Source organism: Acidiplasma sp. MBA-1, assembly GCF_000949015.1.
Classification (GTDB): Archaea; Thermoplasmatota; Thermoplasmata; order Thermoplasmatales; family Thermoplasmataceae; genus Acidiplasma; species Acidiplasma aeolicum.
Window position 1 is genome coordinate 211,091 of the sequence record NZ_JYHS01000001.1, and the last position, 13,144, is coordinate 224,234.

Below are 13,144 nucleotides of genomic sequence, written 5' to 3' on the forward strand. Positions count from 1 at the left end.
TGTCACTTCTAATTACGTAATTCTATAAAAATATATTTCAAAATTTTTTTTATCCTTTTTGTTAGTTTACATAACTACAATTACCTATTTTTCTTTACTATATTTTATATATTTATATGAATATAAAATAATATCTTCTGTTATCCATTAATTTTCCTTGCTATTAAATAGCAATTATTATTTTTAAAAATATAGTATGTTTTGTCTCCATTTAGATGTTTTTCCATCTCATTTTTTAACCTATAATATTCTGATGTATCAATTGAAAAAATAAAAAATATTTTTCCGGCATTTAGTTTTATTAATTCATTTTTAAGTTTTTCTATTGATGATCTTGCCTCCAGTATATATGTACGCCCAAAGAAATTTTTTATATATTCATTGGATGTGAATAAAAGCCTTTTTTTATCATGATATATTAAATGCATATTATCATCTATGGCCTTATAAAGCAGTTTAGAATATATTAAGCTTATATCAGGTAAATATAAATAATCATATATTTTATTATTCTGGTTGACGATTTTAATCTCCTCAGGCTTACCTGTTATCCTCCTCCTTTCGGGAAGCATAACCGCTGAGGTAAAATCTTTCTCGGGATTCATTGTATACAATGTTAGCCTACTAATATAACCATTCACAGATATATATTCCCTTTCACCATTTATGCTTATGTTTTCCCATCTCATCTGTGGTGGTAAATCAAAAACAAAACCAGCATTTGGATTAAATCTTTTCATTATAATTTCAGGATTTGGAATGAGATCATCCATCTTCCTTTTACTGGCCATTGCAGGCCTGAGGGGATCTGAAAAGATTATATCAGCGGAATACCTTATATCATTAAAGGCATCATTATTTATGAAATTTGCATCAGAATTATATGCGCGTTTATTTAGCAATGATAGGAGGTATCTAACCCTGTCTATCTCTATTCCCGTTACATGGGAATATTTTGAAAAAAATATGGCCTGCATGCCTGCTCCGGAACCTATATCAATGATCTCACTGCCTTTCAGTTTTTCACCCCTGTAATCTCCAATTATTTCCGGTGTTGAATACATTGATGCGTATTTGTCAAAGAATAATCTGCTGCTTTTCGAAAATTTATGTGCATTCAATATCCTGTAATGTGCGAATTCATATAGCAAATCAATATTTTTATAATCATATTTTTTCTTAATAAATTTTAAATCATATCCAGAAGTTATATCATTTGCTATATTATCTATCTCATTATTTATAAGACCGTAGTATGAATTGGATTTTACAAGTCCTTCAAGCAATTTTATAATGTTACCCATTTATGACTTAAATACCAAGGTTTATAATTACCTTTATCCATAATAAATATAAAAAATGGAGGAATTAATTTTAAAAGAATTTATTAATAAAACCAAAATAACCATGTGGATTATTAAAAAATGGTGAAGCGATGATACTTGACGGGAACCTTGTTGCAAATAAAAAAATGGAAGAAATCAAAAATGAGGTTGATGACCTTAAAAATAAATACGGAATAATGCCGCATTTAAAATTAATACAGATCGGCAATGATGCTGCATCGTCAATTTATGCAAATGCAAAGATAAGGCGTGGAAAAAAACTTGGAATTAACGTGACACTGGATAAATATCAAAACATCAACCAGGATGAATTAATAGATTTAATTAAAAAATACAGTATTGACAAAAATATACATGGAATAATGATGGAATCACCCCTGCCTGAGAATTTAAATTATTATGACATAATAAAATACATACCATACTACAAGGACTCTGATGGCCTTTCACCGGTAAATCTTGGAAATTTATATATAAGGAATGAGGAAATAGCACCAGCCACAGCAAGGGCAGTTGTAGACATCCTTGAACATTATGGAATTAAAAATGGGAATGTGTGCATAGTTAATAGGAGCCCCGTTGTCGGGAGGCCATTATCAATGATGCTTTTGAACCGTGATTTTACTGTAAGTATATGCCACAGTAAAACGTCAAATTTAAAGGAAATTGTCGAATCATCAGACATCCTGGTTGCCGCAATAGGCAAAAAACATTATTTTGGCAAAGATTTTGTAAATAACAATTCTATAGTCATAGACGTGGGAATTAATTATGAGGGCAATAAAATTTATGGAGATGTAAATTTTGATGAGGTATCCGGCATTGTTAAGGCAATAACACCTGTACCCGGTGGCGTTGGTGCAGTTACAGCCACAGATATATTTCAGAATTTTATAAACGGTATTAAAATACAGATGCATAATTTCGTTTAAAATGTATTTGTAATCGATAAGTTTATATCATTTTGTAGAATATTTTCCCGATGATTTCTCCGGATGAGCTTTTAAAGCCAAATGTTTCAACAACCTTTGTAAGAAATGGGTCAAAAATATACATACTGAAAAATTTTTATGATTTTTCTGTAAATGACGACATCTATTATTCTATTAACATGGTTGAGGTTGGAAATAGCAATATAATACTTTATTCTCTTAACAGAAGAAGGTATGTATTTAGCCTTGATTCCATATCATTTTTCAAGGTTCATTACAGATATGAAAAGGTTAAGTTAAACTTAATAAGATACCTTCTTTATATGGGAATTTATTCTGTGGCAATGACAAGGATTTTATCCTTTGTTGCCAGGTTGTAAACTTTTTTAAAATTAATTTAAAATTTATAAAAAAATTATATGGATAATTCATCGTTTAAATATAAAAGGTTATATATGGCTTGAATTTTATGACATTATGGTTAGTATTTTTAGAATGGGATTTCAAAAATCCGAAACTGTTAGACAGCTTGCTGGAGAGAGTCTAGCAAGATTTGCCATCATAGCCATTGTTGCGGGTTTGCCGGCATTCCTAGAGGGCTTTGATGCCGAAATATATTCATTTGGTGCTGATTATATTGTACCGTCCATAACAGGGCCGGCATATCTTAGCATAGGAACAATTTTAACAGGTTATGCAATAGGAATAGCAATTTTTAGCCTGGTCGGAGGATACTTCTTTGACAGGTATTCTGTTAAAAACACAATCTTACTTTCGGTTTTAATATTCTCTGCATTTACTGTTTTAACAGGATTTGTAACAAATACTCCAGAACTTTTTGCCTTCAGACTGCTTGTTGGTGTCGGTGTTGGTATGTTTCAACCTGCAGGTGTTGCACTTCTTGGGGATATATTCTTTGAAACACGTGGGAAGGCAGTGTCAGTATGGGCAACATTTTTTGGTGCAGGTCTTTTTGGAGGACCATACATGATATCTCCATTTCTTCCGGCATTCAGGATTCCATTCGAGTTATCCGGCATAGTTTCAGCCATAGTATTATTGTTGGTTCTATTCATTATACCTGTTACATATAAAAAGGAGAAAAGGGAAAAAATAAAACTGGAAAACATATTTAACAGAAATACAGTGCTTCTTGCAATATCTGTATTTTTCTTTGGAATAACCCTATTCGCGGGTTACCTCAGTTATTATGTAAAATATCTTGAACAGGGTCTTGGATTTCCAACAGGTTCAGCGGCAGTTATAGCATCCATGGCAGGCCTTGGAGGCTTTTTACTTGCATTTTTCTATGGTTATATAGCTGATAGAATAGGCAGAAAATACATGGTTATAATAACCTCATTTCTAATTTTCATAGGCAGCCTTGGCATGTTTATACTGTTTAAATCATTTATAGGCCTTGCTGTTTTTACATTTATCTTTGGATCAGGATGGGGTGTCTACGTTGACCTCCTTGTTGCCTTTGGGCAGGATTCTGTGCTGGACCGTGTTGTTGGGTCTGTGTCTGGATTTCTGTTTTTTATCTTTAACATCGGGACATTAATAGGCGGACCATTATACGCATATCTTCTTGGATCAAAGAATAATTATACATTTGCATCGTATATAGCCGTTGTCATACCTGCATTCATTGCACTGATATCCCTTATATTCACCAAGAAGATTACTAAGAGTAATATAAAAGAGCATCCAGAATTTGAGGAGGCAAAAATCAGGGAAAAATCTGCAGAAAAGGAAGGCTCATAATCTTTTATACCTGTAATTTTCATCAACATAAATTTTTATTCCCTTTTTTATTGTTATATCTTCATAATTTAGAATATTATATGTGTAAATATCAACGGCTATTTTTATATTATCAATTTTAAAAAATAAAAAATTATTTTCATCATCTATTTTATCAACAATATCAATATTAAAGTTTTTCTCCTTCTGGCACATGCCTGAATCACATGATGCTATGTACTCATCTGTTCTTATTACCAGAATTCTTTCATTGAGTTCACTTAAAAGTCCATCGCATATGGTCAATGTACCAGAATTGATTTTTACTGATAACATTTACTCAAAAAGTTTTTTATATGCCTCAATGGCATCTTTAATTTCCTTTTTGGCAAATTCAGGACCCTCCCATCCATTTACCTCAGTTTTCTTATTTTGAAGTGCCTTATAGGTGGCAAAGAAATTCTCTGTTTCCTTAAGTATATGTTCAGGTATTTCCGTGTATGATTTAAGATCCTTATAAACAGGGTCATCAAGGCATACACATACCATTTTATTATCAATATCTCCAGAATCTACCATTTTCAATACACCTATTGGTTTGGCCCTTAATATTACACCGGGAAATGTGGGCTGTGACATAAATACAAGGGCATCTATGGGGTCCTTGTCTGTATAATATGTTTGCGGTATCGCCCCATATTCCATTGGATAAACATAGGATGAATATAAAATGCGGTCAAGCTTAATTCCTGGAAATTCCTTGCCCATTTCATACTTGTTTCTCGTACCCTTTGGTATTTCAACAACCACATATACCTCATCCGGCGGGTTCGGACCGGCCGGTACCTGATGCCAGTAGCTTCCATTTTTTTCCATTATTGTTTATTGTATAATGATATTTTATATTTATTCTTTGAATAATATATTCCTGAATAACTTTATAAAATAATTTGCATACACTTAAAGATGAAAATTTCGGTTTACAGCCCTCTAAGAATTAGTTTTGCAGGTGGTGGCACAGACATAAGCCCATTTTTCGAAAAATATGGTGGAGCAGTGTTTAACACAACAATTGATCGTGGAATACTATTGAGGTATACTGATGACAAAATGCCACTAGAGGTTTCCTCAAGAGACTTTTTAAAAAGTGCCATAGTATTAAAACAGAATTCATCTGTTGAGGATAAAATTATGGAATTATTTATGTCAAACGGAATTAAAACCGGAAAGCTGATCATTAATAGTGATGTACCACCGGGATCAGGGCTTGGTTCCAGCAGCGCGCTGATCACAGGCATTCTAAAAATAATTTATAAGATTACAAATAAGAATAAAAATTCATATGAAATTGCTGAGGAAGCATATAATATAGAGAAAACAAATTTTGGGATTGTCCTTGGAAAACAGGACCCATATGCAATATCCGTTGGCGGCCTTAAATATATGGAATTCAGTAAAAATTCTGTTATAACAGAGGCATTCAATCTGGAAAATGATTTCATAGAAACATTACAAAAATCAATGTTGCTTGTTTATACAGGAAAAACGAGGGAAAGCTCAAATGCATTAAGGGATCAGGTTATTAAGTCAGAGAAAAATGATAGTGACACATTAAATAAATTATTAAAAATAAAGGGTTTGGCCGGATCAATGGAGAAAGCATTTAAAACATCAGATTATGGTGAATTCTGCAATATTGTAAACTCTGGCTGGGAAATAAAGAAAACACTTGGAGAGAAAGTTTCCAGTGAGAAGGTTGATGACATAATTGATTTTGCGAAGTCCATAGGTGCAAGGGCGGCGAGGCTTCTCGGGGGCGGCCTGGAAGGATTTATACTTTTAATTACCCCACCTGACAATGTTAATAATCTCCAGAAGGAAATGCTGAAAAAATCAGAGTTTGTAATCAGGGTTAGATTTGACGCCATGGGATCAAGGATGGTATCACCATTTTAACCCTGTAATCTTTTCGTACATATTTTTATAAAGGTCTGATACCTTTTTAATCATATCATCCGGGAGTGGTGGTATATCCGGTTCCTTCTGCCCAAGATCACGTGCCCTGTAAAGTGCATCATGGTATCCTGTTGACCTGTAATACTGCCTTACCATTTCCTTGCTTAGCTCCCTTATATTTCCGTTGGAATATTCATTTAAATCCCAGAACCTATCCTCATCAAGTGTGCCAAATGTATCTATGATCGTCGGCACTCTGCTTATTCCCAGTGCAAACTCCTTTTTTCCATCAGCATGTATTAACCCCCTGCCCTTTACAGACTCATTTATTCTTCTGTCTATTTTTAATATTTTTTCCTTTATATCATAAAGCTCGTAAAGCTTTAAGCCTGAAATGGTCAAAGCCTCATCTGTTTTTAATGGTCTGTCAAATTTTTCATATTTTGTGGTTACCTCAAAATAGGGGTCCGGAAATTCATCTCCATATTCAGGCATATTTTTAAATCCAGCATCATGATAATCAAGGATTCCAGACTTTATTCTGTCATAATATGTTCCTGCAACATAGTACCTTGTTATAAATTCAAGCGGAACCATGTAATTGCTAAAATATTCCCTTCCCCTGCTAAATACATTAAATTTTTTGACACGCATTTCATTGTTGCCTTCAAGTTTTATTAAATCTGTTTCTATTCCAATATCACTGGCAACACCATACCAGTAATATGAGGTTCTGCACAGTGATTCCCCCTTATCAGGAATATCCACGGGTATAATTTTATCAAAAACTGATATTCTATTTGAAAATTTAAAAATTAGGGTGTCTCCATCTGAGTAAATATCCTTAACCTTTCCACTTTTTATAAATTCCATGACAAGGTATAATTTATGCCAATATAATTTTATTTGTTTGTAATTTGCTGTAATTAAATATAATGTATGAGGCAAGCATAATTATCCATGATGCAAGCAATAAAGCCTCTATGGTCTCAGGTATTGATAGTCCAACACCCTTTAATTTTATAATCTTGAGGACCATTAAAATTCCTATGATTATTACCATTAGCGATATAAGTGCAGATATCATGCCATAAAGTGTTATAAACCTGGATATTCTGAACAGGCTAAATATTATAATTCCAAGAGGCATTAAAATAAAATATAATATTGCAAATGTTAAATGTATATCACCGGTATGTTCATCAAAGATCCCTACAAAGAAAAGCCCAATGCTTCCTATAATCATTAATATTATAGGTAATGGCTTAACAGGAACTGCCCTGTATAGAAATACTGAAAATGCTGTATTCATTAATCCCTCAAAAATAACTGCAGAATCAAACAAATAATAATATTTATGGATGCCAAGACTGCTTAGTGAGTTTACATGCCATGAAAAGTATGGTGATATTGAAATATCAAGAAATATAAGTGATAAGGTCACCACCGGACCAATTATACCGGTCAAAAAATATAATTTATTCATAATTATAAAAACATAGTTTTTATTAAAATTTATTGATGGAAACATAATTTTTTATTTACCTTAAGGCATCATATATATAATTTGAATACCGCATTAATCAGGAATAACTGTACATGCATTGATTTTTTATTCTAATTATTATATATAAAAGTGTATGATATTAAATTTTATGATTTTTACAATAAGCCCCATTTTTATAAGATATCTCCATAAAATAACCATATTATGGGCAAAAAAGGTTAAATAAAAAATTTGTAATTATTTAATTATGGAAATTGAAAAGGACTCATTTCTGGAATCCCTTACAGAGGATGATGGTAAGCTTCTAATGGACATTGCTTTAAACGCACTAAAAAAACATTTCGGGCTTGAATATAAATTTCCAGCAATACCCGAAAAATTTAAAACCAACGCAGGTGTTTTTGTTACAATCAATGAGGAAAAAAATCTAAGGGGATGCATAGGGTATATATTTTCCATAAAACCGCTGGCGGAGGCTGTAAAGGAGATGGCAGTTGCGGCTGCAACGGAGGATCCAAGGTTCAGGCCGGTTACATTATCCGAATTTAATAAAATAGAAATAGAAATAACCGTACTTGGAAAACTTCAAAGAATTAATTACACAGACATTGATAAAATAGACCTTGGTGTTCATGGTATATATGTTAAAAACGGATTTTATTCAGGGGTTCTTTTGCCACAGGTTGCAATAGAATATGGTTTTAATAAGCAGCAGTTCCTTGAGGAAACCTGCAGAAAGGCCGGAATGAAAAGGGATTGTTATCTTACATCAGAAATATACATTTTTGAGGGGAGGGTGTTTAAATAAATCCAGATCTCTCCCCATAAACTCTTTTTGAAAGATTTTCAAGAAAATCATTGCCATAAAATACGGCCTTAAGTGCCATGGCATCCCTGTAAAATTTTTCAACCCCGAAATCCTTAAAATAGCCATAGCCTCCATGAACATTCAATGAATATTTTGATATTTCCAGTGCATTTTCTATTGAGAAATCAAAAACATATTCTGAATTTACATTACTGTAAATAATGTTTCTCAGGATATTTTCCCTGGCTACCATTTTTGATAGATTAAATGCTATTGGTCCAAAATCCTTTAAATGCACATCAAATGCCTGCCTGACAGCAGAGTATTCAAGTGCCTTTTGCAACGATCCAGATATTATGCCAAGATTTATTGCGGCCAGTGATCTGTATGAATTCATTATTGAATTTTTTATGTTTTTATTTGATTTTATATTTTTTTGATTTTTAATACCGACATTGCCAAACCTTATGCCCTTAAATCCCATAAAATCCTTTTCAGTAAAATTTTCGTTTTCTGCTATGGCCGGCACATCAGAGGACATTATTGTATATTTTCCATTTGCATTTAATACAGAATCTAAAGAGTTATTTTTTATGGTTTTATCAAGAGATATACCAATAAAATCATCACCTTTAATAACATCGTTAAGATAATTTAAATCATCAGAAAGCACCGGATATGCAATGGAATTAATTAAAAATATTTCAAATGCAGAGGACGGTGAGTATTTTGAAAGCACCTCCAGAATAATATTATATGAGGATTCATCAAGCCCTGAGCCACCAAGATTTTCAGGTATTAATGCGGCAAGGAAGCCCTGTGATGCAAGTTTTTTAAGTAGATTATTATCAATGCCATTTTCCTCTATTTTTTTCTCATCCAGTGTGCTGCCGAATTCCTCAACGTTTTCCCTTAATAGTTTATATTCATCCTCCATTTAATTACCCCCTTTTAATATCTGCCTTGAAATAATGAGCTTTTCAATCTCGCTTGTCCCCTCCCATATCTCCATTATCTTTGCATTTCTAAAGAATCTCTGTGTTTTATGATCATTTTTGGTAATTTCCATGGCCAGTTCAGAGGCATAAACGGCCGTTTCTCCGGCATATACCTTTGCCATGCTTGTAAGCGCCGGTTTTGGATCAAACTTAAATAGATATGATGCCGCATTGTATGTTAACTGCCTTGACGCCTCTATGCGTGTTGATACATCTGAAACCTTGAACATTGTATATTCATCCTTAATATTATTATTTTTTACAAATTCAAGAATTTTATCCAGTGCACCACGGGCTATTCCAAGGGCCTGGGCGGCAACATATATCCTGCTTATATTGAAAAATGTCATGATATAATAAAATCCCTGACCAACCTCACCAATAACATCATCCACTGAAACCTCCAGATTATTAAATTTCAATTCTGCTGTATTTGTGGCCCTCACACCAAGCTTGCCATGCAATTTATTTGCCTCAAATCCCGGTGATTTTGTGTTAATTAAAAATGTTGTAAGGCCGTGATGCTTATTCTCCTCATCAGATGTTCTCGCTAGAAGCACTATATAATCTGCAATACCTCCATTGGAAATAAACATCTTCGATCCATTTATTACATATTTATCTCCAATTTTTTTTGCTGTTGTTTTCAGTCCAGCAACATCACTGCCACCGGATGGCTCTGTTACACCAAGGCCAAGTATGTATTTCCCTGAATAAACATCATTGAGAATCCGCTTCTGTTTTTCATTACCATAAAGCATGATAACCTCTCCGCCAAAATATGGTATTGTTGCCGCTATGCCCAGCCCAGCATCTATTCTGCAAAGTTCCTCAATTGAGATGAGTATCTTTGCCGGATTTGACATATCTATAAGGCCTGATTTTAATGCCTTAAGCCTTATATCATCAGGATATTCCTCTGTTTTATCATATCTATCTATAAGATCCTCTGTAAATTCAGAGAGCCCAAAATCCCTTACCTTCTTTCTGTAATCATCAAGTTCCTCAAACATTTTAAACACGCTCCAGAAGCATTGAATATCCCTGCCCTCCACCAACGCATAATGTGGCTATGCCAAGATCCTTCTTTTTATCATTTAATGTACGTGCCAATGTTCCGGCAATTCTTGCACCAGTGGCCCCGAGTGGATGCCCTATGGAAATTCCACCACCGTGAATGTTTACCCTGGCAAGATCAAGGTTAAATGCCTTTACAGCATTTAAAACAACAACAGCAAAAGCCTCATTAATCTCCCAGTAATCTATATCGTCAGGCTTTAATTTATTTCTTTTAAGCACCTTTTCTGTGGCCGGAACAGGACCCTCACCCATTATTGTGGGGTCAACGCCTGCTGATGCAAAATCAACAATTCTTGCAAGCGGTTTAAAACCGTATTCCTTAACCTTCTTTCCTGACATTATCATCAGAAGAGATGCACCATCGTTAAGTGTTGATGAATTTCCAGCAGTTATTATGCCATCCTCCTTAAAAGCCGGCCTAAGAGATTTTATTTGTTCAAGAGAGGCATCAGGCCTTATTCCAAGATCCTTCTCATAAACCTGGCCGTTAACCTCAACAGGCATTATTTCATCCTTAAAAAACCCATCCTTGTATGCCTTTTCTGCCCTTAAATGTGAATTATATGAGTATTCATCCATTTCGTCCCTGTCAATGTGCTTAATGCTGGCAAGTTTTTCCGCAGTTAATCCCATGTTATATGAAACGTTCATATTGTATTTTGCGTATTTTGGATTTACCATTAATTCCATATTAGGTTTAATGTATGGATTATTTATGCCAAGAGGAACATGCGTCATGTGCTCCATGCCTCCTGCAAGAACTATATCTGATTTCCCGAGCATGACCTCCATGGCACCTATCCCCGCAGCATTAAGCGATGATGAGCATGCCCTGTCCATAGACATTGCAGGCACCGTGTATGGCAGGTTTGATAAAAGCACAGGATGCCTGCCTCCGTATGTCCAGTTCTCACCTGCCTGAAATGCACATCCGGTTATGACATCGCCTATCTCCTCTGGATTTATTTTGGTCTCCTCAAGGGATAAATTAATTAATTCCGATAGAAGCTTATCCATTCTCAAATCATTGTATGCATCCTTTTCAGGGTCATTTGGCCTGGCCCTTGAAAACGGAACACGCTTAAAATAAACTATATATGCATCCTCCATTATTTCACCCTCTCCCTAAGTATCTTCTTATCTATTTTTCCTGTTCCTGTCTTTTCAAAATTTTCAACAAAATAATATCTATCAGGCATCCAGAATTTTGCAATTCTGCCTGTATCCACATATTCATTAAGCTTTTTCCTTATTGTTTCTTCATCTGCTGACCCTTTTATAAATGCAGCAGGGCGCTCCCCCCACTTCTGGTCTCTGTATGCCACAACGGCAACCTCATCAACCCCTGGAACCGTGCTTATTAAATCTTCCAATATCACGGATGGTATAAATTCTCCCCCGGATTTTATCGCATCAGATTCCCTGTCAACAATTTTTATGTATCCATATTTATCCATAACCGCGAGGTCTCCTGTATGAAGCCAGCCATCCTGCCATAGCTTTTTAGTTTTTTCATCATCCTTAAAATAGCCTGATGTTAACCACGGGGCCTTCAAAATTATCTCACCGATTTCATTTTCGTTTTTTTCAACGTCATGGTTTCCAGAAACAACCCTCAGTCTCACCATTGGTATTGGTATGCCTGTTTTTCTCCTAACTGCCTTTTTTGTTTCTTCATCAGAATTTTCTATAATGGAATTATATGTTGCAAGCGTGATTATTGGGCCTGTTTCGGACATGCCATAACCTGATATTATGGTCATGCCTGATTTTTCAGCGAGATCCGCCAGACCTGAGGTTATTGCCGCACCCCCAATTATGGTTTTTAAATGAAGTTTTCCCATTATTGACGGTCCGTTTTTTTCTGATAACAGCAAATAAAGTATGGATGGCACCATTGCAGATACATTTACATTGTATTTCTCCATGGCATTAAGTATATTTGGCCAGTCGTATTTCCCTGGGACTATATATCTCATGCCTTTCAATATTGCAAAATATGGTATTCCCCAAGCATGGACATGGAACATTGGAACAAGTGGAAGTATTGTATCAGTGCGCCTGAAATTTATGGGATCATCTGATAATGCAGCCAGTGAAGATATGCTGTGTAATATTAACTGTTTATGTGTATAATAAACACCCTTTGGAAGTCCGGTTGTTCCAGATGTATAAAATAGAGTTGCAATGGAATTTTCATCGGGCTCATCGATTTTTTCATCATTTTCCTTTAACAGGTCATCCATAAAAACATAATTATCCATGTTATATTTTTCATGGCCATTTTCAGAGTAAATAATAAAAAGGCTTACAAAGCTAAATAGATCCTTATACTGCATTATTAATGGCATGAATGCGGAGTTAACTATAATATATTTATCCTCGGAGTTTTGTATTGTATAGAATAATATCTCTGGCGGGTACCTTATATTAACCATATGCAGGGTGGCACCAATCATTGGCACGGCATAATATGCATACATATAATTTATGGTATCAAAATCAATAATGCCAATTCTATCACCATTTTTTACACCCAGCCGCAACAAATTACCTGCCAGCCTTTTCACATTATTATAAAATTCCTCATAGGTTAATTCCCTATCCCTGTAAATAATTTCCTGATTTTTATTGGACATAACTGAAGCTTCTAAAAGACCATTAATGGTCAGCCTGTAGTTATTCATATTCCATTTATGGTCTTAATATTAATAAAATTTCTTTTCTAAACATTAACACTTGATGTTAATTAATTAATATAGATTTTTATT

14 protein-coding genes are annotated in these 13,144 nt (G+C 34.3%); 5 read left to right on the plus strand and 9 right to left on the minus strand.

Annotated features, from left to right (window positions below; genetic code table 11):
• Nucleotides 1-140: 140 nt before the first annotated feature.
• Nucleotides 141-1,304: a class I SAM-dependent methyltransferase gene (locus tag TZ01_RS01080; protein ID WP_048100959.1), complete on the minus strand. Its 1,164-nt coding sequence runs from the start codon at nucleotides 1,302-1,304 to the stop codon at nucleotides 141-143.
• Nucleotides 1,305-1,435: 131 nt separating this feature from the next.
• On the opposite strand from TZ01_RS01080, the gene folD reads away from it, so the two are divergent.
• The 3 genes from folD (at nucleotide 1,436) to TZ01_RS01095 (ending at nucleotide 4,045) form a co-directional block, all read left to right on the plus strand.
• The gene (gene folD, locus TZ01_RS01085; RefSeq protein ID WP_048100960.1) at nucleotides 1,436-2,278 is read left to right on the plus strand and encodes a bifunctional methylenetetrahydrofolate dehydrogenase/methenyltetrahydrofolate cyclohydrolase FolD; all 843 of its coding nucleotides are present in this window, start codon (nucleotides 1,436-1,438) and stop codon (nucleotides 2,276-2,278) included.
• Between the two features lie 50 nt (nucleotides 2,279-2,328).
• Nucleotides 2,329-2,658: a hypothetical protein gene (locus TZ01_RS01090; protein ID WP_048100961.1), complete on the plus strand. Its 330-nt coding sequence runs from the start codon at nucleotides 2,329-2,331 to the stop codon at nucleotides 2,656-2,658.
• Nucleotides 2,659-2,755: 97 nt separating this feature from the next.
• Nucleotides 2,756-4,045, plus strand: a complete 1,290-nt coding sequence (locus tag TZ01_RS01095) for an MFS transporter (RefSeq protein WP_048100962.1) — start codon at nucleotides 2,756-2,758, stop codon at nucleotides 4,043-4,045.
• Here the strand turns inward: TZ01_RS01095 and TZ01_RS01100 are convergent.
• The gene (locus TZ01_RS01100; RefSeq protein WP_048100963.1) at nucleotides 4,040-4,360 is read right to left on the minus strand and encodes a hypothetical protein; all 321 of its coding nucleotides are present in this window, start codon (nucleotides 4,358-4,360) and stop codon (nucleotides 4,040-4,042) included. The two genes, TZ01_RS01095 and TZ01_RS01100, sit on opposite strands and share 6 nt — an antisense overlap.
• Nucleotides 4,361-4,900 (minus strand): inorganic diphosphatase, encoded by a 540-nt coding sequence (locus tag TZ01_RS01105; protein WP_048100964.1) that lies wholly within the window; start codon nucleotides 4,898-4,900, stop codon nucleotides 4,361-4,363.
• Between the two features lie 90 nt (nucleotides 4,901-4,990).
• Here TZ01_RS01105 and TZ01_RS01110 point away from each other — a divergent pair, with 90 nt between their 5' ends.
• Nucleotides 4,991-5,980 (plus strand): kinase, encoded by a 990-nt coding sequence (locus tag TZ01_RS01110; RefSeq protein WP_048100965.1) that lies wholly within the window; start codon nucleotides 4,991-4,993, stop codon nucleotides 5,978-5,980.
• Here the strand turns inward: TZ01_RS01110 and TZ01_RS01115 are convergent.
• Together TZ01_RS01115 and TZ01_RS01120 are read right to left on the minus strand one after the other, a co-directional pair.
• Nucleotides 5,969-6,853 (minus strand): phosphoribosylaminoimidazolesuccinocarboxamide synthase, encoded by an 885-nt coding sequence (locus tag TZ01_RS01115; protein WP_048100966.1) that lies wholly within the window; start codon nucleotides 6,851-6,853, stop codon nucleotides 5,969-5,971. The genes TZ01_RS01110 and TZ01_RS01115 overlap by 12 nt on opposite strands.
• A 13-nt stretch (nucleotides 6,854-6,866) precedes the next feature.
• A complete protein-coding gene (locus tag TZ01_RS01120; RefSeq protein WP_048101336.1) occupies nucleotides 6,867-7,466 on the minus strand; it encodes a DUF998 domain-containing protein in 600 nt (199 codons plus the stop codon).
• A 268-nt stretch (nucleotides 7,467-7,734) separates the two neighbouring features.
• Here TZ01_RS01120 and amrA point away from each other — a divergent pair, with 268 nt between their 5' ends.
• Entirely contained in the window at nucleotides 7,735-8,295 is a 561-nt protein-coding gene (gene amrA / locus TZ01_RS01125) for an AmmeMemoRadiSam system protein A (protein ID WP_048100967.1), read from the plus strand.
• On the opposite strand, the gene TZ01_RS01130 is transcribed toward amrA, so the two are convergent.
• Genes TZ01_RS01130 through TZ01_RS01145 form a run of 4 tightly spaced genes read right to left on the minus strand, consistent with a single transcriptional unit; the run spans nucleotide 8,288 to nucleotide 13,060 of the window.
• Nucleotides 8,288-9,232, minus strand: coding sequence for an acyl-CoA dehydrogenase family protein (locus tag TZ01_RS01130; protein ID WP_048100968.1), 945 nt, complete (start codon nucleotides 9,230-9,232; stop codon nucleotides 8,288-8,290). The two genes, amrA and TZ01_RS01130, sit on opposite strands and share 8 nt — an antisense overlap.
• A complete protein-coding gene (locus TZ01_RS01135) occupies nucleotides 9,233-10,306 on the minus strand; it encodes an acyl-CoA dehydrogenase family protein (RefSeq protein WP_048100969.1) in 1,074 nt (357 codons plus the stop codon).
• Between the two features lies 1 nt (nucleotide 10,307).
• Nucleotides 10,308-11,483 carry an acetyl-CoA C-acetyltransferase gene (locus tag TZ01_RS01140; protein WP_048100970.1) on the minus strand — a complete coding sequence of 392 codons (1,176 nt, stop codon included), beginning with the start codon at nucleotides 11,481-11,483 and terminating at the stop codon, nucleotides 10,308-10,310.
• Nucleotides 11,483-13,060: a long-chain-fatty-acid--CoA ligase gene (locus TZ01_RS01145; RefSeq protein ID WP_048100971.1), complete on the minus strand. Its 1,578-nt coding sequence runs from the start codon at nucleotides 13,058-13,060 to the stop codon at nucleotides 11,483-11,485. Before TZ01_RS01145 ends, TZ01_RS01140 begins: the two co-directional genes overlap by 1 nt.
• Between the last annotated feature and the right edge of the window lie 84 nt (nucleotides 13,061-13,144).